The 24353-nt window shown below is 64.2% G+C and carries 22 protein-coding genes; 11 read left to right on the top strand and 11 right to left on the bottom strand.

Features of this window, described 5'->3' with window-relative positions; genetic code table 11:
• Window positions 1-29: 29 nt before the first annotated feature.
• A complete protein-coding gene (locus tag AC1MEM_RS01900; RefSeq protein ID WP_499474983.1) occupies window positions 30-2492 on the bottom strand; it encodes a TonB-dependent receptor plug domain-containing protein in 2463 nt (820 codons plus the stop codon).
• A gap of 373 nt (window positions 2493-2865) precedes the next feature.
• Between AC1MEM_RS01900 and AC1MEM_RS01895 the strand changes: the two genes are divergently transcribed.
• From AC1MEM_RS01895 to AC1MEM_RS01880, 4 genes are read left to right on the top strand one after another with little or no spacing between them, the layout of a single operon-like run.
• Entirely contained in the window at window positions 2866-3024 is a 159-nt protein-coding gene (locus AC1MEM_RS01895) for a hypothetical protein (protein WP_499474982.1), read from the top strand.
• Between the two features lie 42 nt (window positions 3025-3066).
• On the top strand, window positions 3067-3804 hold the full coding sequence (locus AC1MEM_RS01890) for an acyltransferase family protein (RefSeq protein WP_499474981.1): 738 nt from the start codon (window positions 3067-3069) through the stop codon (window positions 3802-3804).
• Between the two features lies 1 nt (window position 3805).
• Window positions 3806-4015 carry a hypothetical protein gene (locus AC1MEM_RS01885; protein ID WP_499474980.1) on the top strand — a complete coding sequence of 70 codons (210 nt, stop codon included), beginning with the start codon at window positions 3806-3808 and terminating at the stop codon, window positions 4013-4015.
• Window positions 4016-4026: 11 nt separating this feature from the next.
• A complete protein-coding gene (locus AC1MEM_RS01880; protein ID WP_499474979.1) occupies window positions 4027-4356 on the top strand; it encodes a hypothetical protein in 330 nt (109 codons plus the stop codon).
• Window positions 4357-4371: 15 nt separating this feature from the next.
• Here the strand turns inward: AC1MEM_RS01880 and AC1MEM_RS01875 are convergent, their stop codons facing one another.
• The 8 genes from AC1MEM_RS01875 to AC1MEM_RS01840 all read right to left on the bottom strand — a co-directional run bounded on the left by AC1MEM_RS01875 (window position 4372) and on the right by AC1MEM_RS01840 (window position 13155).
• Window positions 4372-5154 (bottom strand): spermine/spermidine synthase domain-containing protein, encoded by a 783-nt coding sequence (locus AC1MEM_RS01875; RefSeq protein WP_499474978.1) that lies wholly within the window; start codon window positions 5152-5154, stop codon window positions 4372-4374.
• Window positions 5155-5202: 48 nt separating this feature from the next.
• The gene (locus AC1MEM_RS01870; protein WP_499474977.1) at window positions 5203-5802 is read right to left on the bottom strand and encodes a glutathione S-transferase family protein; all 600 of its coding nucleotides are present in this window, start codon (window positions 5800-5802) and stop codon (window positions 5203-5205) included.
• Between the two features lie 9 nt (window positions 5803-5811).
• On the bottom strand, window positions 5812-7146 hold the full coding sequence (locus AC1MEM_RS01865) for a sensor histidine kinase (protein WP_499474976.1): 1335 nt from the start codon (window positions 7144-7146) through the stop codon (window positions 5812-5814).
• A 69-nt stretch (window positions 7147-7215) separates the two neighbouring features.
• Window positions 7216-8556 (bottom strand): sigma-54-dependent transcriptional regulator, encoded by a 1341-nt coding sequence (locus tag AC1MEM_RS01860; RefSeq protein ID WP_499474975.1) that lies wholly within the window; start codon window positions 8554-8556, stop codon window positions 7216-7218.
• Between the two features lie 30 nt (window positions 8557-8586).
• Window positions 8587-9819, bottom strand: a complete 1233-nt coding sequence (locus AC1MEM_RS01855; RefSeq protein WP_499474974.1) for an ABC transporter permease — start codon at window positions 9817-9819, stop codon at window positions 8587-8589.
• A gap of 13 nt (window positions 9820-9832) precedes the next feature.
• Window positions 9833-11143, bottom strand: a complete 1311-nt coding sequence (locus tag AC1MEM_RS01850; RefSeq protein ID WP_499474973.1) for an ABC transporter permease — start codon at window positions 11141-11143, stop codon at window positions 9833-9835.
• Between the two features lie 11 nt (window positions 11144-11154).
• On the bottom strand, window positions 11155-11859 hold the full coding sequence (locus AC1MEM_RS01845; protein WP_499474972.1) for an ABC transporter ATP-binding protein: 705 nt from the start codon (window positions 11857-11859) through the stop codon (window positions 11155-11157).
• 27 nt (window positions 11860-11886) lie between these two features.
• Window positions 11887-13155 (bottom strand): efflux RND transporter periplasmic adaptor subunit, encoded by a 1269-nt coding sequence (locus tag AC1MEM_RS01840; RefSeq protein ID WP_499474970.1) that lies wholly within the window; start codon window positions 13153-13155, stop codon window positions 11887-11889.
• Window positions 13156-13568: 413 nt separating this feature from the next.
• Here AC1MEM_RS01840 and AC1MEM_RS01835 point away from each other — a divergent pair, with 413 nt between their 5' ends.
• Window positions 13569-14786 (top strand): YeeE/YedE family protein, encoded by a 1218-nt coding sequence (locus AC1MEM_RS01835; RefSeq protein ID WP_499474969.1) that lies wholly within the window; start codon window positions 13569-13571, stop codon window positions 14784-14786.
• A gap of 14 nt (window positions 14787-14800) precedes the next feature.
• On the opposite strand, the gene AC1MEM_RS01830 is transcribed toward AC1MEM_RS01835, so the two are convergent.
• Window positions 14801-15712, bottom strand: coding sequence for a LysR family transcriptional regulator (locus tag AC1MEM_RS01830; protein ID WP_499474968.1), 912 nt, complete (start codon window positions 15710-15712; stop codon window positions 14801-14803).
• 98 nt (window positions 15713-15810) lie between these two features.
• Here AC1MEM_RS01830 and AC1MEM_RS01825 point away from each other — a divergent pair, with 98 nt between their 5' ends.
• A complete protein-coding gene (locus AC1MEM_RS01825; RefSeq protein WP_499474967.1) occupies window positions 15811-16977 on the top strand; it encodes a mandelate racemase/muconate lactonizing enzyme family protein in 1167 nt (388 codons plus the stop codon).
• A 16-nt stretch (window positions 16978-16993) separates the two neighbouring features.
• Here AC1MEM_RS01825 and AC1MEM_RS01820 read toward each other — a convergent pair whose 3' ends face one another.
• Window positions 16994-18781, bottom strand: a complete 1788-nt coding sequence (locus AC1MEM_RS01820) for a phosphoethanolamine transferase (RefSeq protein WP_499474966.1) — start codon at window positions 18779-18781, stop codon at window positions 16994-16996.
• Window positions 18782-19136: 355 nt separating this feature from the next.
• Here AC1MEM_RS01820 and rpsL point away from each other — a divergent pair, with 355 nt between their 5' ends.
• The 5 genes from rpsL to rpsJ all read left to right on the top strand — a co-directional run bounded on the left by rpsL (window position 19137) and on the right by rpsJ (window position 24131).
• Window positions 19137-19523, top strand: a complete 387-nt coding sequence (gene rpsL, locus AC1MEM_RS01815) for a 30S ribosomal protein S12 (RefSeq protein ID WP_056336781.1) — start codon at window positions 19137-19139, stop codon at window positions 19521-19523.
• A 135-nt stretch (window positions 19524-19658) separates the two neighbouring features.
• Window positions 19659-20129: a 30S ribosomal protein S7 gene (gene rpsG, locus AC1MEM_RS01810; protein ID WP_056336784.1), complete on the top strand. Its 471-nt coding sequence runs from the start codon at window positions 19659-19661 to the stop codon at window positions 20127-20129.
• Between the two features lie 117 nt (window positions 20130-20246).
• Window positions 20247-22352, top strand: a complete 2106-nt coding sequence (fusA, locus tag AC1MEM_RS01805) for an elongation factor G (RefSeq protein WP_499474965.1) — start codon at window positions 20247-20249, stop codon at window positions 22350-22352.
• Window positions 22353-22438: 86 nt separating this feature from the next.
• On the top strand, window positions 22439-23629 hold the full coding sequence (tuf, locus tag AC1MEM_RS01800; protein WP_499474964.1) for an elongation factor Tu: 1191 nt from the start codon (window positions 22439-22441) through the stop codon (window positions 23627-23629).
• Between the two features lie 187 nt (window positions 23630-23816).
• Window positions 23817-24131, top strand: coding sequence for a 30S ribosomal protein S10 (gene rpsJ / locus AC1MEM_RS01795; RefSeq protein ID WP_136219921.1), 315 nt, complete (start codon window positions 23817-23819; stop codon window positions 24129-24131).
• The last annotated feature ends 222 nt before the right edge of the window (window positions 24132-24353 follow it).

Genomic DNA, 24353 nt, shown 5'->3' with positions numbered 1-24353 from the left:
ATCGCCGGCCGAACGCGCCGGCGGTGTGCTTAAAACGCATAGTCCGCCCGCGCATACATCGCGCGCCCGTTGACCCCGAACGGGCAGGTCTCCCAGCAATGCGTAAAGCCCATCTGCGGGAAGGGCGCGGCGCGCGTCGTGTCCCAGCGCGTCGGATAGCGGTCGAGCAGGTTGTCGGCGCCGACCGTCAGGCGCAGGCTGCGCGTGAACGAATAACGCAGCGCCAGGTCGACCAGCCACTTCGCGCCCCAGGTCTGGACAAAGGGCGCGGTAAAACCCTGCCCCTGCACCTGGCCGTAGTAATTCGCGCGCAGGTTCGCGTTCCAGTCGCCGCGCGTGTAGTCGGCCGCCACGACATGGTGCTGGCGCGGCTGGCCGCGCTCGATCAGCGTCACCTGGGCGTCGTCGAAGAGCTGGGTGCCGGTGAGCACCGGTGACGACGAACGGCGCGCCCTGACGCTGGTGCGGTTGATGCCCAGCTGTCCGGACAGCACCAGCGTGCCCGAGGCCAGGTTGCGCGTCGTGTGCTCGGCGACGACGTCCAGGCCGAGCGTTTTGGTATCGATCGCATTCGTGAAGAACTGCGCCTGGCCGACGCGCAGCGGATCGAGGATGGCCCGGATCGGGCAGGCCGCCGCAGTGGGGCAGGCGCCCAGTTCCGGAGAAATCGTGCTGGAGAAGACGATGCGATCGTCGATGTCGGTGCGGTACAGGTCCGCCGTCACCGAAAAATTCGAGACCGGACGCAGCACCATGCCAATGCTGGCGCTGCGCGAAGTCTCATCCTTGAGCGGGGCAATGCCGAAAGCACGGGTGACGGCGCTGCCTTCGCGCGCGGTCAGGGTTTCGGTCAGCACACCGGCGGTGTTCAGATTCGTCGATACCGAGCTGTAGAACTTCTGCTGGACCGACGGCGCCCGGAAGCCGGTCGAGGCGCTGGCGCGCATACCAAAGCGGGGGCTCGCGTCGAAACGGGCGATCAGCTTGCCGGTCGTCGTGTTGCCGAAGTCGGAATAGTGCTCGTGGCGCAGGGCCGAACCCAGCGTCAGCCGATCGTTCCATTTGTGTTCGGCGTCGATGTAGAAGGCGGTGTTGTGGCGGCCGTCATAGACCTGGGTGGCCGGCATATAGCCCGGGAAGCCCTGGATGCCGGCCTGCGCGATCCCGCCGTTCTGGTCATGGATGACGATCGCGGGATTATTGGTGCGGCCGTACTGGTAAGAGACCGGTTCGCCCGCCTCGATGCGGTAGCTGTCGCGCCGGTATTCGAAGCCGGATGCGACGAAGATCGGCTGGCCGAGGAACAGGACCTGCCCCTTGACGTCGACATTGAAGGTCGACTGCTGGAAGCCGAGCGTGCCGGTATAGGCTTCGCGCGGCGACTCGCCGATGATGGCGCAGGGGCACTTCGGCTCGTACCAGTAGCTGACGTTGATCGAATTGCGCTCGTTGAACACCAGTTCGCTGCGGCCGTGGTTGAAGCTGGTATCGAATTTCCAACCGCCGCCGAGATCGGCGCGGTAGCCGAAGGCGATCGAGGCATCGCGCACTTCGGTGCGGATATTCGGCAGGAAGCCGTCCGGATACACGGCCGGCACGTTGCGCGCATCGTCGCGCGGACGGAAGAAGCCGGCGGCGTCGCCCTGGCGGCGAGAGGCGCCGCCGAACAGGTACAGCTCGCCGCCATGCCCGACCGGCAGCATCGCGTTGGTCCACAGGTAGGCGTCGCGCGCCTTGCTGTCGCCGATGCGCTGGGTGACGCGCGGCGGATCCACGCGCAGGGTATCGATGCCGGCGCGGTTGGTTTCGCCGCGGTGGCGGGCCTCGACGGACAGGTTCAGGAAGCCGCCGGCCTCGCCCAGCGCGAAGCCGCGCCAGGCGCTGGCGCCATAGGTGTCGCCGTCGCCTTTGGAGGTGGTGCCGGCGCTCAGGCTGGCCCCGCCTTTACCGATGCCTTCCTTGAGCACGATGTTGATCACGCCGGCAATCGCATCCGACCCGTACTGGGCGGCGGCGCCATCGCGCAGCACTTCGATATGGTGGATCGCCGACATCGGGATGGCGTTGATGTCGGTGCCGGCCGAGCCGCGCCCGATCGTCTGCTGGACGTTGACCAGCGCCTGCTGGTGGCGCCGTTTGCCGTTCACCAGCACCAGCACCTGGTCCGGGCCGAGGCCGCGCAGGGTGGCCGGCCGGATGATGTCGGTGCCGTCGCTGATGAAGGTGGTGGTGAAGTTGAACGAGGGGTCGAGCTCCTGCAGGGCCTTGCCCAGTTCGAGCGAGCCGGTCGAGGCCAGGTCTTTGGCGCTCACCAGGCCGACCGGCACGGCAGTGTCGAGTGCCGAGCGGGCGGCGCCGCGCGAACCCATCACGACCACCTGCTGCGCTGCTTCCTCGTCGGTCGCTCCCGTTTGCGCCTGGGCCCGTGCTTGAGGAAAGGCCGCCAGCAGCGCAGCAGCAAGCAGGGTTGGCCGGAGTGTCTTGTGCATCATCGAATGTCCTCGTTGAAGAGTGTCAGTGACGATGAGTCTTGCTCGCGGTAACTCTTGCAGACTTGCGCTATATCAAGGCATTCGGGAACATCCGGGCACATGTGTCGAGGCGACAACAGCTGGTGGAGATGATGGTATGTGTCCTGCTAACGATACGATATAGTTGTCAGATTGTAATAACCAATCGCCCACGATGCGCGCCATCGATTCGTGCGATGTGTGCGGACAGCGCTCACGCCCGGGGCCATCGGGTGGATGCACTCAACAACAAGCTGCATGCAATCCTGACCATCTCGGACCAATTTTTGCCGAATGCGGGGTTAAAGCAGGCGACTGAAACGATCTACGTCGAAGGCTGACAGTTGAGATTCCGATGACACAGGCAACCGATACGAAGACGAGGACTACCGGCGCGGACGCGCACTCTTCAGTATCGCCGCGCACGGGTTTTCTCGACCGGATCCGGCTGGTGCTGACAGGCGTCGTCATCCTGCACCACAGCGCCATCATGTTCGGCGCGCCCGGTGGCTGATATTTGACCTAGCCGGCCGGACAGCTGGGCGAGCGCGTGGCCATGACCGTCTTCGTGTCGGTCAACCAGGCCTTCTTCATGGGCTTCTTCTTCCTGCTCGCCGGTTATTTCAGCGTTGCGTCGTACGACCGCAAGGGACCGCTGCCGTTCATGCGCGACCGGCTCGTCCGGCTTGGGATTCCGATCCTCGCCTATGGCTATGTGCTGGGACCGATGACGATCGCCCTGGCCGGGGTGGAACGGGGTGAGCCCTTCCTCGAACACTGGGGCGCCCTGGTGCGTGGCGGCTATTTCAATATCGGTCCACTGTGGTTCGCCCTGGCGCTCCTGTTGTTCAGCCTGGCCTATGTGCTCTGGCGCGTCCTTGCGCGGGGCGCCGCAAGCGGTGCGGGCTTCGTACCGCGCCAGGCGCACCTGCTGGCGGCGGCCATCGCGACCGGCGTGGGGCCTTCCTGCTGCGCCTGTGGGTGCCGGCTGCGCGACAGCGCGCAGCCGCTGGCTCGAACGCATCGATGCGCGTACCGCGCGCACATGGCGCATCGTCGCCTGGGTCTGCGCGCCGCTGCTGTTCGTGTATGGCCTCGCCGCCGGTGCGGCGCGCGGCCTGCCCTTCGACACCTCGGGCGGCTGGACGCTCCCCGCGCTCGTGTACGCGTTCTGGGAACCGTTCGTCGCCTGGGGCATCATCCTGGGGATGCTGTGGCGCTTCCGCTCCCGCTCGGACGGCGCGCGGACCGGGGCACGGGACAAATGGCCGGGCTGCGCCTATGCGGCCTATAGCGTGCATTCGCCCGTCGTCGTTGGCCTGGGACTGCTGCCTGGGCATGCCGCGCTGCCAAACAGCCTGCGCTTCGTCATTGCCGGCGCGGCCGGCATCGTATTGAGCTTCGTGCTGGGGCGGCTCCTGCTGCTGATTCCCGGCGCCAGGCTTGCTCTGGGCGCGTTCGCCGGAGTGACAATGTGCGCATTTCTGCGGCGAAACAAACTGTAGACTTCCCAGCCATGAAACCACAACACAAACTCCACGTCGCCAACGCTCTCATGGTGTTGGGACTGCTTCCACTGCTCGTCGGCGGCTGCTGGCTGTTTTCCACCCTTGCAAGCACTGACTACCATCAGCAAAGCCAGATAGGCGGTGCCTTCCTGGTGATCGGCAAAGTGATTTTCGCCTACGTCTTTGCCCTGATCATCAGCGGCGCCAGCGCCGTGTGGTCGGCCGTTGTCGAAAAACACAACGCGGAAACCCAGGTGCGCGCTGCCCGCGTGATCCGAACGCTCGTCCTGGTCATGCTGGTCGTTCCGCTGGCCATGGCAACCCTGGCGCGGCTGTGAACGGCGGCCGGTTCTTCAAGCCTGTTGCTGGTCCCGCATCCACTCCTTCAAGCCTTCGACCCACTTCTTCGCCGGCAGGTTCAGCCGGCGCCTGATCTCGCCGGCGCGCTCGTACAACACCGAGAAATCGATCTGCGGCGCGCTTTTGAAGGCGATGACGACGATGTTCGCATCGTGCACCTCGGGCAGCCAGACGACGGCGTCGAACACGTCCCGCATCGCTTCCAGGTTCTTGTCGTAGTTGCCGACTTCCCCGAACACGTTGGCGGTCATGATGCCGCCCGGCGTCAGGCAGTCGAAACAGCCCCGGTAAAACTCGGGCGTATCGAGCACCGGGCCGCGCGCTTGTTCGTCATATAAATCGACCTGCAGCGCGTCGACCGTGCCGTGGTGTCGGCGGTCGAGCACGAAGTCGAGCGCGTTCATCTCGCGGACAATCAGGCGCTCGTCGTTCGGCGGCAGCTCGAACAAGGCGCGGCAAATCGCAATCACGTTCGGATTGAGCTCGATCGCCGTCACGCGCGCCTCGGGAAAGCGGCGGTAGCAAAATTTGGTGAGCGCGGCGCTGCCGAGACCCAGCTGCACGATGTGCCTGGGTGCCGCCTGGAACAGCAGCCAGGCCATCATCATCTGCACGTATTCGAGTTCGATCGCGTCCGGGCGCGACAGGCGCATCGCGCCTTGCTCCCACGAGGTGCCCAGGTGCAGCGAGCGCACGCCCTCGAATTCGGTGATCGTGGCCGGTGGATGGCCGGGCTGGGCGAAACGTGGGTCGAAAGACGGGAAGTGTTCAGGCATGGTCGGCGGCGCAGGTGAGGGCCGATCTTACCAGAGCCCGGGCGCCTTTTACGGCACGCCGTTGGCGCACCATGCACGGTAGCCCGGCCGTTCCGACAGGCGCGCCAGGTAGGACGCCACCTGCGGATAATCCGGGCGCGCCATCGGCGTCATCGACCAGCGGTTGAGGGACAGGCCGATCACGACGTCCGCCAGCGTGAAGCGCTCGCCCGCGACCCAGGCGCCGGTGGCGGCAAGGCGCGCGTCGAGGATGCCGACATGGCGGTTCCAGCTGTCGACGCTGGCGGCGATCTGCGCCGGGTCGACGTGCTTCGGGCTGGCCCGCACCAGCGCCATGAAGGCGTAGACCCAGGCCTTGTTCAGTTCAGTCGCCTGCCAGTCCATCCATTGTTCGACCCGGGCCCGCGCCCGCGCATCAAGGGGCAGCAGCGCCTCGCTTCCCTCGCGGGCGCACAGGTAGCGGCAGATCGCGTTCGACTCCCACAGCACGAAGTCGCCGTCGACCAGTACCGGCACCATCCGGTTCGGATTCAATGCCGCATGTTCTTCGTTCCAGTCCTCGCGCTCGAAGGCCAGGCCCAGTTCGACGCAGGTCCACAGGACCTTGCGCACGTTGATCGAGGTCGGTTTGCCGATAATCCTGAGCATATTGTTCCTTCAGTGTGGGGTGAGCGCCGGCAGGATCATCGTCACGGCCAGGCCGCCGCCGTCGCGGTTCGACAGCAGGATGCGCCCGCCGTGCGCCTCGGCGATCTCGCGCGCCAGCGCCAGGCCGAGGCCCGTGCCGCTGCGCTTGGTCGAGTAGAAGGGGACGAGGGCGTTGGTCAGCACCGCTTCGTTCATGCCGCTGCCGCGATCGAACACTTCGATGCGCAGCAGGTCGTGGGCGCGGCGCACCTGCAGTTCGACGTCCCCGGGGGCGGAGCCGGATTCATGGGCATTCTTGAGCAGGTTGAGCAGGGCCTGTTCGAGTTGGGCCTGGTCGAGCAGCGCCGGCTCGGAGGGCAGTTCGCCCTCCAGGCGGAAGGGGATTTGCGAGGCGAGGCGGGCGGTGAATGCGGGCCAGTCGCAGCGCTCCAGGCGCGGCGTCGGCAGCTTGGCGAAGCGCGCATAGCCGAGGATGAAACTCTCGAGGTGGCGCGTGCGTTCGCCGATGGTTTCCAGGATTTGCGGCAGCCGTTCGGTCTGGCCGCGCCGCACCAGCTCCGCGCCGGAATGCGCCAGCGAAGCGAGCGGTGCGAGCGAATTGTTCAACTCGTGGCTGATCACGCGGATCACCTTTTTCCAGGTCTGCACTTCCTGGCGCCGCAGTTCGGCCGTCAGGTGGCGCAGCAGCAGCAGCTCGTGCTTGCGCCCATTCAAACTGAAACTGCTGCGCGCCAGGTGATAGACCTGTTCGTCTTCTCCTTCGCCGGCGGTGAACAGGCCGTCGCCGCCGCGCGCCAGCGCCTCTCCCAGCGCGGGGGAGGCGTGCGCCAGCAGCTCGTCGAGTGCATGTCCCTCGAGCTTGCGGCCGTCGGCCAGAAGCTGGCGCGCGGCCAGGTTGGCGTAGACGACGGCGCCGGCGCCGGCGTGGCGAGGCACGTCGGCCACCAGCAGCATCGCCACCGGGGTGTTCTGCACCATCGTGTCGAGCAGCAGTTCGCGCTGGACCAGGTCGCGCCGCTGTTCGCGCAGTACGTTGCCGAGGTCGTTGTGGGCCCGGATCAGGTCCGCCAGTTCGTCGTTTTGCGGCCAGTGCAGGCTGAAGGAGAAATCGCCGTCGCGGTAGCTGGTGACCGTCCCCTCCAATGCGCGGAACAGGGACAGGATCGGGGCCACCTGCGAGCGGACGGTGATGATGGCGATCGGGATCACGCAGGCCAGGCACAGCGCGGCGGTCAACAGTGGACGGCCGGGCAGCAGGTGGTCGAGCGTGAGGGCGATGATGATGCCGACGGTGAGCAGGGTGCCGACCAGGGCGGAGAAGCGGGTGACGAGGGAGAGGCGCATCGCGTTTTTCGTTTCAATGTCGATTGTGCGGCGCGCATCGGTACGACCGCGTGGGCACAAGTGCCCACCCTACGAGCGGCCAATACCCAAGCGCTCCATGCGGCGGTACAAAGCCTGGCGGGAGAGGCCGAGTTCGGCAGCGGCTTGCGAGACGACGCCGCCGGCGCGGGCCAGCGCGGCGACGATGGTGTCGCGGTCCGGCTCGGCCTCGAGCGCGGGAGGCGCTGCCGAAACGGCAGCGGGCAGGCCGAGGTCAGGCGGGCGGATCACGCTGCCTTGCGCGAGCAGGTTGGCGCGCGCCATCACGTTTTTCAGCTCGCGCACGTTGCCGGGCCAGGCGTGGGCCAGCAGGGCAGTTTCGGTACTGCGGTCGAACTGCTTGCCGGGCGCGAGGAAACCCTGCGCCAGAGGCAGGATGTCGCCCGGGCGCGCAGCGAGGGCCGGCAGGCGCAGCTCGATCACGTTCAGCCGATAAAACAGGTCTTCGCGGAAGGTGCCGGCGCGGATCATGGCCGGCAAATCCGCATTCGTGGCGCTGATCACCCGCACTTTCACCTGCCGCTCGCGGTTCGAGCCGAGGCGTTCGAAGCGGCCGGTTTCCAGCACGCGCAGCAGTTTCATCTGGCCGGCGGGCGGCAGGTTGCCGATCTCGTCCAAAAACAGGGTGCCGCCGTCGGCCGCTTCGAACTTGCCTTCCCGCGCCCGCGAGGCGCCCGTGTAGGCGCCAGCGTCGGCGCCGAACAGTTCGGCCTCGATCAGTTCGGAGGGCAGGGCGCCGCAGTTCAGCACCACGAAGGGGCCATTGCTCACTTGCGAATTGGCCTGGATGATCTCGGCGATGCGTTCCTTGCCGGTGCCGTTCGGCCCCGTGATCAACACCGGCACGTCGGCGCGCGCGACCTGGCAGGCCAGTTGCAGCACGCGCTCGGTGGCCGGATCGGCCCAGACCAGGCCGCGCAAATCGTAGTGCTGTTCCAGCTCGCGCCGTTCGCGCCGCTCACGCCCCACGCGCTGCGCCAGCGCGCGGTTGGCCTGGCCGAGTTCGACCAGGTTGGTCACGGTCGCCAGCAGGCGCTCGTCGTTCCAGGGCTTCGGCAGGTAGTCGGCGGCGCCCGCTTTCACCAGGTCGACCGCCGCGTCCAGGTGGGTCCAGGCCGTCAGCAGGATCACGGGCAAATCCGGATACAGCCCGCGGATCTGGCGGAACAGGGCCACGCCTTCCTCGCCCGAAGTGGTGTCGGCCGTGAAGTTCATGTCCTGGATGACCAGGTCGACCGGCTCGCGCGCCAGCACGGCGAGCCCCTCCCCGGGCGACGCCGCATGCAGCGCCGCGATGTCGTGCAGGGAGAACAGCACGTCGAGGGCGAGGCCGACGGCGGCGTTGTCGTCAATGATGAGTACAGTAGGCATGCTTGCTAGGATAGCATCACTCCGTTGCCATCAGGCACTGCGGGTGGCCAGCGCCGGCGAAATACTCGCCGCCCGGCCCGCCGGACCGTAGACCGCGATCACGCCGAGCAGCCAGAAGACCACGGCGCCGCCGACCAGGTATTCGAGCGGCAGGCGCGCCATCTCGAGTTTGCTCACCAGGAGCTGGTTCAGCGCCACCCCGAGCAGCACCCCGCCCACCACGCCGGCGCTGGTGATCATGAAGTTCTCGGTGACGAAATAGCGCAGGATGTCGGCCTTGCGCGCACCGAGGGCGCGGCGCACGCCGATCTGTTTGCGGCGCTGCTGCACCCACAGGCTGGCCATGCCGACGATGCCGCTGGCGGTAATCAACAGCAGCAGCACGCTCACGGTGACCAGCATCCACGACAGCGCCATGTCGGCGCGGTAGCGGTCCTTGCGGATCTGGTCGAGCGTGGTCGATTCGAGGATCACGGGCGTCGGCGAAGCCTTGCGCAGCGCTGCCTCGACATCGCGGATGACGCGCTCGCGCTGGCCCGCTTCGGCGCGCACCGTGTAGGTGGCGCCGGGGTAGTCTCCATATTGGCGCATCGGCGCGATGCTGGAGTACTCGCCGCGCTCGGTGACCTGCGCATTTTGCGTTTGCAGGCGTTCGACCACGCCGACCACGCGCACCTCGATCGCATCTTCCCCGGTCCCGAAGTACATGTTCTTGCCGGTCGCGGGCACGCCTGGCCACATCTTCTCGGCCAGCGCCTTGGTGACGATCACGTGGCGCGGAAAAACGTTGGTGTTGGCGTCGATGTCGATGTACTCGTTCGGCAGGAAATCGCGCCCCTCGACCAGTTTCAGGCCCCAGGTTTTCACCAGCGAGTCCGGGGAAAAGTAGAACGAGGACGGCGCCGTTTCGTCGACCTGCTTGCGGTCGACGGCGACGCTGTTGTTCCAGCCCGAATTCGACAGCGGGATCTGGTTGACGTTGGCGGCCGAGACCACGCCCGGCACGGCGCGAATCACCTCGGCTTCGCGCTTCTGGGTGGCCAGCATCTGCTCGGGGCCGCCGGCGGACAGGTTGCGCACGCTGATCGAGAACACCGCGTGCTCGTCGGCCACGCCGCTCGGGCGGTTCGATACGATGCGCCGTTCGCTGACGATGTGCAGGGCGTTGGCCAGGATCGCCAGGCTCAGCGCCACCTGCAGGGCGACCAGGATGGCGCCGGTCTTGTTGCGCAGGAGCGCGGACAGGATGGGACGGATTTCCATGATGGTGACTCGCTTATTGTGATTTGAGTTGGAGGGCGGGCGTGACCTGGCAGGCGCGCCAGGTCGGCAGCAGTCCGGCCAGCACGGCGGCGAACACCGACAGCGCGAAGGTAAAGGCGAGCATCGTCAGGTCCATGCGGGCGACCACGGACACTTCACTGCCCTGCATTCCGAGCAGGGCCAGCGCGCCGAAGGCGAGGACCAGGCCCAGCACGCCGCCGGCCAGGCCGACGACGGCGCTCTCGATCAGGAACTGGCGGAAGATCTCGCGGCGCGAAGCGCCCAGCGCGCGGCGGATGCCGACTTCGGCGGCGCGCACCGAGAATTTCGCCAGCAGCAGCCCGATGGTGTTCACGAGGCAGAGCAGCAGGAAGCCGAAGGCGAGCCAGGCGGACAATTTGGTGTCCTTGGCGACTACTTCGCGCTCTTCCATCCACTCGGTCACGTTGAACAGCTTATTGGGCGCGGCGCGCTTCATGCGGCCGAGTTTGCGCTGCTCGGCGGCGTAGCTGTCGATGTAGTCCTGCAGCGCGGCGCGGTCGCTGCTGGACGCGGTCTCGAACCAGAACTGGAGCCAGGTGCAGTTCGAGCGCAGGACGCCCTGGAAGCCGGGATCGGAGCGTTCGGAGCAATTCATGCCGCCGTTGCGGGTGGCCTCGTGACGGATCGCACTGGCCAACGGAATGAAGAGGTCTTCGCCCTTGCCGAACTGCTCGCCGCCGACCAGCCGGTAGTAGCGCGGCTGCGGCACCCATTTGTCGATCACGCCGACGATGGTGAACGGGGTGTTCATCACGTTGATGCGGCGGCCAACCGGATCGGCGTTGCCGAACAGCTTTTCCGAAATCTCGCGGCTGAGCACGACGACATCGGCGCCGCGTTCGTCGTCCTGCACGCTCCAGGCCTGGCCGTGCAGGAAGGGGACCTCGAACATCGCAAAGAAATCGCGCGTCGGCGCCATGCCGTTGCTCGAGAACACGGGCAGGTCCTTGCGCGGCGGTTCGATCGGCGCCGAGATGCCAAACAGGCCGGTACGGCGCACGCCCTGGCCGCTTTTCAGCAGGTTCATCACATCCGGATAGCTGACCTGGCTCTCGCGCAGCTTGTCGCCGGGCTTGTAGTTGTCGACCGGCGCCACGTCGAAGATCGGCACGAACAGGCGGTCGCTCTTTTGCGGGATCGGGTCGCCCGACATCATGTGCAGGATGGTCAGCGTCGAGACGCTGGCGGCCACGCCGATGGCGAGCGTCAGCACCATCAGGACGGTGAGGGCCGGATTGCGGCGCAGGCTGCGCAGGCCGAGCTTGAAGTAATAGCTGAACATGGATTCTCTCCTTATGCCATGCTGGTCGTGGCCAGCGTCGGCCCCTTGCGCACCAGGTCCGACACCTGGCCGTCGATGATGTGCACGTTGCGGGTGGTGCGCACCGCCAGTTCCGGATCGTGCGTGACCATCAGGATCGTGGTGCCGGCCGCGTTGATCTCTTCCAGCAGTTCCATCACGCCGCGCGCCATTTGGGTGTCGAGGTTACCGGTCGGTTCGTCGGCCAGCAGCAGCTTCGGCGAACCGGCCAGTGCGCGCGCGATCGCCACGCGCTGCTGCTGGCCGCCCGACAGCTCGGCCGGGAAGTGCTTCATGCGCGAGGCGAGACCCACTTTCGCCAGCGCGTCCTCGATGCGTTCCTTGCGCTCGGCCGCGTTGAAGCCGCGGTAGCGCAAGGGAACGTCGACGTTGTCGAACAGGCTCAGGTCGGGGATCAAATTAAAACCCTGGAAGATGAAACCGAGCTTCTCGTTGCGCAGGCGCGAACGCGCATCGTCGTTCATGCCCTTCACGTTGACGCCGTCGAGCACATATTCTCCGCTGGTGAATTCTTCCAGCAGGCCGGCGATGTTGAGAAAACTGGTCTTGCCCGAGCCCGAAGGGCCGGTAACGGTCACGAACTCGCCTTTATTTACCTGGATCTCGAAGCCGCGCAGCGCGTGGGTCTCGATCATGTGGGTACGGTACACCTTGGAGAGCTTGGTCATGCGCAGCATGGGATGTCCTTTCAGGAGAAGTTGTTATTAACGATTGATCGAGACGCGGGCTGCGTTCTCGAAGGTGTCGGTGCCGGCGACGACGACCTTGTCGCCCGGTTTCAGGCCGGAGACGATTTCGACGGCGGAGATGCTGGTCGCGCCCAGCTGGATCGGGGTGCGCACGGCGATGCCGTCCTGGACCACGTAGGCGAAGCGTCCGCCTTCGCTTTCCACGAAGGGGCCGCGCGCCAGCAGGACGACGTTCGGCTTTTCCTCGATCAGCAGGCGCGCCGTGACGCGCTGGCTCTGGCGCAGGCCCTTCGGCTGGGCACCGTCGAAGCGGACGCGCGCCAGCACCTGGTTTTTCACGACTTCCGGCGACAGCGCGACCAGCTTGCCGGTGGCGGTACCCGAAGGCAGGGTGATTTCGGCCGTCATGCCGAGGCCCATGTCCGACACATAGGTTTCCGGAACTTCGAGTTCGACTTCCAGGCGCGATAAATCGACCAGGGTCATCAGCGGTGCGTTGGCGGCGACCACCATCCGGTTCTGCACGTTCAATGTGCCGATGAAGCCATCCACCGGGGCGTGCACCGTCAATTCGTCCACGCGGCGCTGGGCGTTCGCCATCGACAGGCGGGCGCGTTCCATTTCGTTGGTCTTGGTGCGGATGGCGAGGGCCACGTCGTCGCCTTCGAGGGCGGCCGCCTGGGTCGCGTGTCTGGCGCGGATGCCGGCCGAGTTCAGCGCGTCCTTCGCTTTCTGGTAATCGATCTTGGCGATGACGCCGACCTGCGCCACGCTCTCGTAGCGCTCGAGCGTGCGCTGGGCCGACAGGCGGTCGATCTCGGCGACGTCGGCTTCGCGCTGGGCCAGCAGCTTCTGCTTGCGCGACAGGATCTGCTGGCGTGCGACTTCCGCCTTCAGCTGTTCGTAGGTCGACTGCTCGCGTTTCAGGGCGTCGGAGAGGTCGGGGGATTCGAGCACGGCAAGGACGTCGCCCCGTCGGACGGTGTCGCCGGCCGCGACTTTCAGGTTGACGGTGGCCGGCGCGGTCGAGAACAGGGTCGGGCTGACGGCGGCGACGACGCGGCCGTTGACGGAAGCGTCGCGCACCAGGGTGCCGCGGCCGACTTCGGCGATGCGCAGGCGGCTGGCGCTGACGGAGTGTTCGCTGTTGCGCCAGCTGGACAGGAGCAGGGCGGCGATGGCGACCAGCGCGATGGCGCCGCCGGCCAGCAGCGCGCGCCGTTTGGTTTTTTGGCCCGCTGGCGCGGCGACGACGGTGTCTTGATGGGATGTATCGCGGATCATGGTGGTTTTGGTAACGACGTGAATGCTGTCGTTATCGCACGATCCGTGCCAGGGGGTAAGTACTTGATTTGATTGGGCGGACACGTGGGCGGACGGGTGTCCGGTGTGTCCGGGCCAGGGTGTCCGTACGTACGCGGACACAGGGGTGTCGGGGGGGTGTGGGGCTGTTGCCTGTGATGTTATCGGTCCGCACGGTCCGCATGGGCATGCCCATCCTACGGTCACGGTATCGGCGAGATGATACGAAACCCGGATACGTAGCGTCGAATGTAGGATGGGCATGCCCATGCGGATTCAACATATTGATAGCAGGGCAGGTAACAGCCCCACGTCCCTCCGTACATGCGTTCGCTGCAAAAAAAACCTAAAAGCGCGAAAATGGCAGATTACGGTTTCCGGCTTAATTCATCCCCATGTCCAATTCCACAACTGCTGCTCTTCCTGGCCGCGCCGACATCAACCTGAAACCCTTCGGCGTCGCGCTTGTCCTCATCCTGCTCGGCGCCTGGTACCTGGCGCAGACCGTCAGCGCGCGCCTGGCCGCGCTGTACGTGGTCGGCGCGCTGCTTGGCGTCGCGCTCTACCACGCGGCCTTCGGTTTTACTTCCGCCTGGCGCGTCTTCATTGCCGACGGCCGCGGCGCGGGCCTGCGCGCGCAAATGCTCATGCTCGCGGTCGGCGTGGCGCTGTTCTTCCCGGCGCTCGCCAACGGCACGCTGTTCGGCAACCCGGTCACCGGCCTGGTGTCGCCGGCCGGCACCTCGGTCGTCGTCGGCGCCTTCATCTTCGGCATCGGCATGCAGCTCGGCGGCGGCTGCGCCTCCGGCACGCTGTACACGGTCGGCGGCGGCAGCACGCGCATGATCGTCACCTTGATCGCCTTTATCGCCGGTTCCGTCATCGCCACCGCCTACATGCCATTCTGGACTTCGCTGCCGCAACTGGCGCCGATCTCCCTCGTCAAGACGCTGGGCCTGGCGCCGGCGCTGCTGCTGAACTGGGTGGTGTTCGCCCTGATCGCGGTCATCACGATCGTCGTCGAAAAACGCCGTCACGGCCGGATCGTCGTCTCGCCCCTGAAACCCGTGCAGGGCTCGCGCTGGCTGCGCGGTCCGTGGCCGCTGGTGGCGGGCGCGCTGGCGCTGGTGGTCCTGAATTTTGCGACGCTGGCGCTGTCGGGCCGGCCGTGGGGCGTGACCTCCGCCTTTGCGCTGTGGGGCGCCAAGGCGGCGGCGCTGATCGGCATCGATACCCCGAGCTGGGCCTACTGGTCGACCAAGGCGAATGCCGCCGCGCTCGCCGCGCCCGTGTCGCATGACGTGACCTCGATGATGGACCTCGGTATCGTGCTCGGCGCGATGCTGGCCGCGGCGCTGGCCGGCCGCTATGCGCCGGTGTGGCGCCTGCCGCTGCGCTCGTTTATCGCGGCGGTGGTCGGCGGCCTGATGCTGGGCTTCGGCGCGCGCCTGGCCTACGGCTGCAACATCGGCGCCTATTTCAGCGGCATCGTCTCGGGCAGCCTGCACGGTTGGCTGTGGCTGGTGGCAGCGTTTGCCGGCAACGTCCTCGGCACGAACCTGCGTCCGCTATTCGGCCTCGAAGTCGAACGCGTGAAGCTGGCCGCCTGCTGAACGCGCGCTCTGCCTTATGGGCGCCGCGCTTGCGGCGCCTGGAAATGCTCGACAAGAAAATCGATGAAGGCGCGCGCACGGAGCGTCTGGTTGCGCTGGCTGGGATAGTAGACGAACAGGTCGGCCGCAGGTAGGGCGAATTCGGGCAGCACGATTTTCAGCCGTCCACTGTCGAGGTACCTGGCCAGGTCCCATTCCGACCTGACCAGGATGCCGTGGCCGTCGAGCGCCCATCCCAGCACGATGTCGCCGTCGTTGCTCGACAACATACCCTGGACTTTGACGACTTCGGTATCGTCCTTGTGCACGAAGCGCCAGATACCATAGGCATCGTCGTTCTGGCGGTGGATGATGCAGCGATGGTGCGCCAGCTCGTCCAGGCTGCGCGGGGCGCCATGGCGCTCGAGGTAGCCCGGGGAGGCGCACAGGAAGCGCCGGTTCGACAGGATGCGGCGCGCATTGAGGCGCTTGTCCGGCAGCGCGCCGAAGCGGATCGCCAGGTCGAAACCGCTCTCGACCAGGTCGACCGGCCGGTCGGTCACTTCCATTTGCACCTCGACGTCCGGATAGCGGGCGGCGAAGCTGGACACCAGCGGCGCGATCGTCGTGCGCCCGAAACCGAGCGTCGCGTTCACACGCAGCAGTCCCCGCGGAGTAGCGCGCCCTTGCGCTACTTCGTCTTCCATCTCTTCCACTTCCGCCAGGATGCGCGTGGCATGGCGCAGGTAGGTCTCGCCCTCGCTCGTCAGGCTGAGGCTGCGCGTGGTGCGGTTCAGCAGGCGCACGCCGAGCCGGCCCTCCAGCGCGGCCAGGCGCTTGGTTGCCGCCGGCGGCGTCAGGTCGATGGCGCGCGCCGCCGCGGCCAGGCTGCCGTGGCGGGCGACGAGCACGAAAAACTGCATGTCCGAGGTCGGCTCAGTTTTCACTTTTTTTCACTTAATAATTGAATGTGAGTGAATTATAGGTCGGCCTGTGCCGATTAAGCTATGGCTTTCCCGCACCAGACCACATCCAGGAGACACCCGTGAAAATCGTAGAAATCCGTGAACAAACTTTACCCATCAGCTCGCCGATCCGGAATGCCTACATCGACTTCAGCAAGATGACGCTGAGCCTGGTGGCCGTGATCACCGACGTCATCCGCGACGGCAAGCCGGTCGTCGGCTACGGTTTCAATTCGAACGGCCGCTACGGCCAGGGCAAGCTGATGCGCGAGCGTTTCATTCCACGCATCCTTGAAGCCGATCCGGGCTCGCTGGTCGATGAAGCCGGCACCAACCTCGATCCGCACAAGATCTGGGACTGCATGTTCACCAACGAAAAGCCGGGCGGCCACGGCGAGCGCTCGGTGGCCATCGGCACCATCGACATGGCGATCTGGGATGCGGTGGCCAAGATCGAGGGCAAACCCCTGTTCCAGCTGCTGGCCGACCGCTACGGCAAGGGCACGCCGGATCGTCAAGTCTTCGTCTACGCCGCCGGCGGTTATTACTATCCGGGCCAGGACCACGGCAAGCTGAAGGACGAGATGCGCAGCTATATCGACCGCGGCTACACGGTGGTGAAAAAGAAGATCGGCGGCGCCTCGCTCGACGAAGACCTGCGCCGGATCGACAGCATCTTGTCCGTGCTGCAGGACGGCCAGAAGCTGGCGGTGGATGCCAACGGCCGTTTCGACCTCGATACCGCGATCGCCTATGCGAAAGCGCTGTCGCAGTACGACCTGTTCTGGTACGAGGAGGCGGGCGACCCGCTCGACTTCGAGCTGCAGGCGACGCTGCGCAACTACTATAAAAATCCGATGGCGACCGGCGAGAACCTGTTCTCGATGCAGGACGCGCGCAACCTGGTCCGCTACGGCGGCATGCGCGCCGACCGCGACTGGCTGCAGTTCGACTGCGCGCTCTCGTACGGCCTGGTCGAATACCTGCGCACCCTGGACATGCTGCGCGAGCACGGCTGGTCGCCAGGCCGGTGCATGCCGCACGGCGGGCACCAGATGTCGCTCAACATCGCGGCCGGCCTGGGACTGGGCGGCAACGAGTCCTATCCGGACCTGTTCCAGCCCTTCGGCGGCTTCCCGGACGGGGTAAAAGTCGAGAATGGCTACATCACCATGCCGGACCTGCCGGGCATCGGCTTCGAGGGCAAGGCCGACCTGTACGCGGAGATGCAGAAACTGTCGGCCTGATGGCGATTCGCCGCCATTACCTGCGCGGCAGCGGCGTGCCCTTGTCGATCACTTCATGGCAATCGCCCCTGATCCGGGCGTTGTCGTAATCGGTCCAGCCGTAACTGTCGACATAGCGTTTATGGCGCACCAGCTGGCCGCTGACGATGCTGCGGTCGAGTGTTTCGCCGGGATAGCGGATGTCGCCCAGGTCGACCAGGGTATGAAACACGTTTTCGGTGGAGAGCGGCGCCGCGCGGTGCGCGCGTAACTGGACAAGCTTGTCCGGAAAGCGCGCGCCGTAGGCATCCGAATACCAGGCAAAGGCCGGCACGTGGAATTCGAACTGCGTGTTATGGCCATGGAAAACCTGGCGGCAACTGCCGTCGAACAGGGTCTGGCCGTGATCGGCCACGTACATCAGCGCCGCGGCCTTGTTCGATCCTTTCAGGGTGTCGATCAGCTGGGCCAGGAACCAGTCCGTATATAAAATCGAATTGTCGTAGCTGTTGTTCAGCTGCGGCTCGATCGCATCATCGGTCAGCACCGGTTTGTTCACACCCATTAACGACGGCTTCCACTGGTCGAAGCGGGCCGGATAGCGGTGCGCATAATTCCAGTGGCTGCCCAGCGTGTGCAGGACGATCAGCTTCTTTTGCGCAGGGTCGGCCAGCGCGCGTCCGAAGGGCCCGAACAGCACCTCGTCGAAATTCGAATTGTCCGTAAAGCCGCCCAGGTTCAGGAATTCGACCTGGTCCGCTTCCTTGGCGAACACGGAAACGGGCGTATCGAATTTGCCGAAGGAGATCTGGTTCGACAACCAGAAGGTTTTATAGCCGGCTTCATGGAAGGCGGTGATGAAGGATTTTTCCGTAAAGCCGTCTTTTAAACTTTTCATCGCCGGCTTGCGCGAAATGATGACCGGCACCGACAGGCGCGTGGCCGAGACCGAGGTGATCAGATCCTGCAGCGGCACCAGGTTCTTCTCTTGCGCCAGCAAGGGATTGGTCGGGCGCGCATAGCCGTTCAGGCTCCAGCGGTCGAAACGCGAGGATTCGCCCAGCACCATCACGATCACGTCCGGCGTATTGGCCGGGTCGGCCTGCCGGGCGTTGAAGCGGAACGATGCGCTGCGCCGCCGCAGGTCGGCCAGGTAGACGCGTTCCTTGTAAAAATCGAGCCCGCGCGCCACCACGCCGAAGGGCCAGGACTGGGCAAAGGCCTTGATGTCGAAGGGCGGCTGCGCCCAGTGCGGCAGGCGCGGCAGGGCGGACGCCGGCGTCGTTAGCTTCTTCGCCACCTGCGGCGCCGGGGCCAGCGTCGTGGGCGCCAGGCCCGCTTTCTGGCCGTAGGCGAACAGGGCGCAGGCCGCCACCAGCAGGCCCAGCACGAGCGACCGCGAGCGGTCGTTCCAGTCGAAGTCGCGCGTCGCCAGCGCGATCCGCCAGGTGGCCGCCCACCAGGCAACGACAGCCACCATCACGCCCAGCAGCAGCCAGGCGCGCGCGCCCAGGAACTCCAGCGCCTCCAGCGGACTGGTCTCGGCCATGATGCCCAGGTGGTGGGTCGAGATGCCCTGGCCGTAATACACATACAGGTACAGCTCGGCCGGCAGCGCAATAAACGCCGGCAGCAGCAGCCAATGAAAATACGCCGGGCGCTTGAACAGGGCCCAGGCGGCGATCCAGGCGATCACGGCCATGCCGGCGAGCTGGGCCGGCCGCGCGACGGGCAGGCCGATTGCCAGCGGAAAGAAGGGCACCACCGACAGCACCAGGTAAGTGAGCACGAGAGCAAGGTTGGCGGGGCGCAGCAGAGATCGCATCGGGAGGGGTGGCGAGGGAAAGACCGCTATTATCCGGCCTTTATCGCAGGAAATGCTATTCTGCTGGCGGGCGCGCTGCGGGGCCTGCGCCATCAATTGTGTCAGGACTACCACAGCCGTTCGCGGATTCCGCCCTGAGGCTGCCCAGAAAATCAGCAAATCGGTTGACCGCGGTTTGCGACAAGTCTATACTCGCGAGTTCTCGATTTATTCTGCACATCGCCTACGCATTCGCAGCCGCTCCTTCGGTGAGTGGCTTTCGTCGCCTCCGCTGTCGATATTTCGGGACTAGGTTTCAGTCCCCGGGCGCCAATGTTCGGGTCATCAACTGTAGTACTTTGTTGGATTAGGAACGATGCCAACCATCAATCAACTGATTCGCAAGCCGCGCGTTGCCGCGGTTGTGAAGAGCAAGTCGCCGGCACTTGAAAACTGCCCGCAAAAGCGCGGTGTCTGCACCCGTGTGTACACCACGACCCCGAAGAAGCCTAACTCGGCTCTGCGTAAGGTCGCCAAAGTTCGCCTGACCAACGGTTTCGAAGTCATTTCGTACATCGGCGGCGAAGGCCACAACCTGCAAGAGCACAGCGTTGTCCTGCTGCGCGGCGGTCGTGTCAAAGACTTGCCGGGTGTGCGTTACCACATGGTCCGCGGTGCACTGGATACCCAGGGCGTGAAAGACCGTAAGCAAGCTCGCTCGAAGTACGGTGCGAAGCGCGCCAAGGCCGGCGCCAAGAAGTAATCATCTGCGGTCTCGGTCATATCGAGGTCACATTTAAACGTTAAGTTGAGCCGGCCGGAAGGCCGAGTAAGTGAGTGGTCATGATGGCCCTCGCGAGTGCGGAACAAGCACTCAACTGAAGATAAAGGAATTGAAATGCCACGTCGTCGTGAAGTACCCAAGCGCGAGATCCTGCCAGATCCAAAATTCGGCAACACGGATGTCGCCAAGTTCGTCAACGTCCTGATGCTGTCCGGTAAAAAATCGGTCGCTGAAAACATCATCTACGGTGCGTTTGAACATATCCAGACCAAATCGGGCAAGGACCCGCTGGAAGTGTTCGCGGCCGCGATCAACAACTGCAAGCCGATGGTCGAGGTGAAATCCCGCCGTGTCGGCGGCGCCAACTACCAGGTGCCAGTGGAAGTTCGTCCGGTCCGTCGTATGGCGCTGTCCATGCGTTGGTTGCGCGAAGCCGCAAACAAGCGCAGCGAAAAATCCATGCCACAACGCCTCGGCGGTGAACTGATGGAAGCGGCCGAAATGCGCGGCGGCGCGATGAAGCGTCGTGACGAAGTGCACCGTATGGCCGAAGCGAACAAGGCGTTCTCGCACTTCCGCTTCTAAGTTATTGGCCAATCCTCTCCGGGGGCAAGGCCGTGCAGTATCAGTTGTTCAGGCCGGGCACATTTTGATCTCCAAGATGCCGCCCGGTTTTGTCCATTCAAAGATTTAGGAAAAATTATGGCACGCAAGACCCCCATTGAGCGCTACCGCAATATCGGTATCTCCGCTCACATCGACGCCGGCAAAACGACGACGACCGAACGCGTCCTGTTCTACACGGGCGTGAACCACAAGATCGGCGAAGTGCACGACGGCGCCGCGACCATGGACTGGATGGAGCAGGAGCAGGAACGCGGCATTACCATTACCTCGGCAGCGACGACCTGCTTCTGGAAGGGTATGGCCAACAACTTCGAGCCGCACCACATCAACATCATCGACACCCCGGGCCACGTAGACTTCACCATTGAAGTCGAACGCTCGATGCGCGTGCTCGACGGCGCCTGCATGGTTTACTGCGCAGTCGGCGGCGTGCAGCCACAGTCGGAAACCGTGTGGCGCCAGGCTAACAAGTACAAAGTCCCACGTCTGGCCTTCGTCAACAAGATGGACCGTACCGGTGCGAACTTCTTCAAGGTCTATGACCAGATGCGCGCTCGCCTGAAGGCAAACCCGATTCCGCTGCAGATCCCGATCGGCGCGGAAGAGAACTTCCTGGGCGTGGTCGACCTCGTCAAGATGAAGGCCATCTACTGGGACGACGCGTCGCAGGGCATGAAGTTCGACTACCGCGAGATCCCGGCCGAACTGGTCGATCAAGCCAACGAATGGCGCGAGAAGCTGGTCGAAACCGCTGCTGAAGCGACCGAAGAGCTGATGAACAAGTACCTGGAAGAAGGCGACCTCTCGGAAGAAGAGATCAAGGCCGCCCTGCGCCAGCGTACCATCGCATCGGAAATCGTCCCGATGATGTGCGGCACCGCGTTCAAGAACAAGGGCGTGCAAGCCATGCTCGACGGCGTGATCGAATACCTGCCGTCGCCGATCGACATTCCGCCAGTCGGCGGTACCGATGAGGATGACCAGCCGGTCACCCGCACCGCGTCGGACGACGAGAAGTTCGCTGCACTGGCATTCAAGATCATGACCGACCCGTTCGTCGGCCAGCTGATCTTCTTCCGCGTGTACTCGGGCATGATCAAGTCGGGCGACACCGTCTACAACCCGGTCAAGGGCAAGAAGGAACGCCTGGGTCGTATTCTGCAGATGCACGCGAACCAGCGCGAAGAAATCAAGGAAGTCCGCGCCGGCGACATCGCCGCTGCGGTCGGCCTGAAAGAAGCGACCACGGGCGAAACCCTGTGCGATCCTTCGGCGATCATCACGCTCGAAAAGATGGTCTTCCCTGAGCCGGTCATCCAGCAGGCTGTCGAGCCGAAGACCAAGGCTGACCAGGAAAAGATGGGCCTGGCCCTGAACCGCCTGGCACAGGAAGATCCGTCGTTCCGCGTGCGTACCGATGAAGAATCGGGCCAGACCATCATCGGTGGTATGGGCGAGCTGCACCTGGAAATTATCGTTGACCGCATGAAGCGCGAATTCGGCGTCGAAGCAACCGTCGGCAAGCCACAGGTTGCCTACCGTGAAACGATCCGCAAGGCAGTCACCGACGTCGAAGGCAAGTTCGTCAAGCAGTCGGGTGGCCGTGGTCAGTACGGTCACGCCGTGCTGACGATCGAGCCGCAAGAGCCGGGCAAGGGTTTCGAATTCATCGACGCCATCAAGGGCGGTGTGATTCCTCGCGAATACATCCCTGCAGTCGAGAAGGGTGTGCGCGAAACCCTGACCGCCGGCGTGCTGGCTGGTTACCCGGTCGTTGACGTCAAGGTCACCGTCACCTTCGGTTCGTACCACGACGTCGACTCGAACGAGAACGCGTTCCGTATGGCCGGTTCGATGGCATTCAAGGACGGCTGCCGCAAGGCGAACCCGGTCATCCTCGAGCCGATGATGTCGGTCGAAGTGGAAACGCCGGAAGACTACGCCGGTAACGTGATGGGCGACCTGTCGTCCCGCCGCGGCATGGTGCAGGGCATGGACGAAATCCCAGGCGGCGGTGGCAAGATCATCAAAGCCGAAGTGCCTCTGTCGGAAATGTTTGGTTACTCGACCTCGCTGCGTTCGGCGACCCAGGGCCGTGCAACCTACACGATGGAATTCAAGCACTATTCGGAAGCGCCTAAGCACGTGATCGACGCGATCGTCACTGCCAAGTCGAAGTAATATCAGTAATTACGCCCTGGCGGTGACGTCACTGCCGGGGCGAAAAAATAAAACACAATAAATCGTTCTTTTAAAGGAAGATCAAAATGGCAAAAGGTAAATTCGAGCGGACCAAGCCGCACGTCAACGTCGGTACCATCGGACACGTTGACCACGGCAAGACCACGCTGACCGCAGCAATCGCTACCGTCCTGTCGAAGAAATTCGGCGGCGAAGCGAAGGCATACGACCAGATCGATGCAGCTCCGGAAGAGAAGGCACGCGGCATCACCATCAACACCGCGCACGTCGAGTACGAGACCGAAAACCGTCACTACGCACACGTTGACTGCCCAGGCCACGCCGACTACATCAAGAACATGATTACCGGTGCTGCGCAGATGGACGGCGCGATCCTGGTGTGCTCGGCCGCCGACGGCCCAATGCCACAGACCCGCGAGCACATCCTGCTGGCGCGTCAGGTTGGCGTTCCGTACATCATCGTGTTCCTGAACAAGTGCGACCTGGTCGATGACGAAGAGCTGCTGGAACTGGTCGAAATGGAAGTGCGTGAGTTGCTTTCGAAGTACGAGTTCCCAGGCGACGACCTGCCAATCATCAAGGGTTCGGCACGTATGGCCCTCGAAGGCAAGCCAGGTCCAATGGGCGAAGACTGCATCATCGCCCTGGCAAATGCCCTCGACACCTACATCCCGACGCCAGAGCGCGCTGTTGACGGCGCCTTCCTGATGCCAGTGGAAGACGTGTTCTCGATCTCGGGTCGCGGCACCGTCGTTACCGGTCGTGTCGAGCGCGGTATCGTCAAGGTCGGCGAAGAAATCGAAATCGTCGGCATCATCGACACCGTCAAGACGACTTGCACCGGCGTGGAAATGTTCCGCAAGCTGCTGGACCAGGGTCAAGCTGGCGACAACGTCGGCCTGCTGCTGCGCGGCACCAAGCGTGAAGATGTCCAGCGTGGTCAGGTCCTGGCAAAGCCAGGTTCGATCAAGCCGCACAACCACTTCACCGGCGAGATCTACGTTCTGTCGAAAGATGAAGGCGGCCGTCACACCCCGTTCTTCAACAACTACCGTCCGCAGTTCTACTTCCGTACCACCGACGTGACCGGCTCGATCGAGCTGCCAGCGGACAAGGAAATGGTCATGCCAGGCGATAACGTGTCGATCACCGTCAAGCTGATCAACCCGATCGCGATGGAAGAAGGCCTGCGCTTCGCAATCCGCGAAGGCGGCCGTACCGTCGGCGCCGGTGTTGTTGCCAAGATCCTTGCCTAATCAGGCTTTGATCGTTGCCAGGGCGCTCTGATGAGCGTCCTGGGCATACAACAGAGGGGGCAGAATTTCGGTTCTGCCCTCTCTGCGTAACGCGGAACGATGCTATACTCTCGCTCCTTTGCTGCACGTAGTACCTGACAAATCATTGCCGGCAACAAGCCGGTTCGCTCTTTTCCAAGGAAATCGCATGTCCGCAAATCAAAAAATTCGCATCCGCCTGAAAGCGTTCGACTACAAGCTGATCGACCAGTCCGCACTGGAAATCGTCGACACCGCCAAGCGCACTGGCGCCGTCGTCAAGGGCCCAGTCCCACTGCCGACCCGCATCCAGCGTTTCGACGTCCTGCGTTCCCCGCACGTCAACAAGACCTCGCGCGACCAGTTCGAAATCCGTACGCACCAGCGTCTGATGGACATCGTGGACCCAACCGACAAGACCGTCGACGCACTGATGAAGCTGGACCTGCCAGCTGGCGTCGACGTCGAAATCAAGCTGCAGTAATTTTTCGGGCAAACGCGGAGCGATCCGCGAGCCGAAAATACATCGGGGCCGGGAAGGGCCGCCATCTGGCGAACCTTCCCGGCCCCGATTCCGTTTACGTACCGATACTATGCTGCCCGATACCTCCACGAACGGAAGTGCACTGTAGGGTGGGCATGCCCACGCGTTCGTGCTCCGACATACCCGACCGTTCAAAAACACGGTTGGATCGTGCACCGCGGT

It is taken from the genome of Telluria sp. AIW5 (assembly GCF_056680575.1).
Note: the sequence above shows the minus strand (reverse complement) of the source record. Positions and strands in the feature narration are given on the sequence as shown.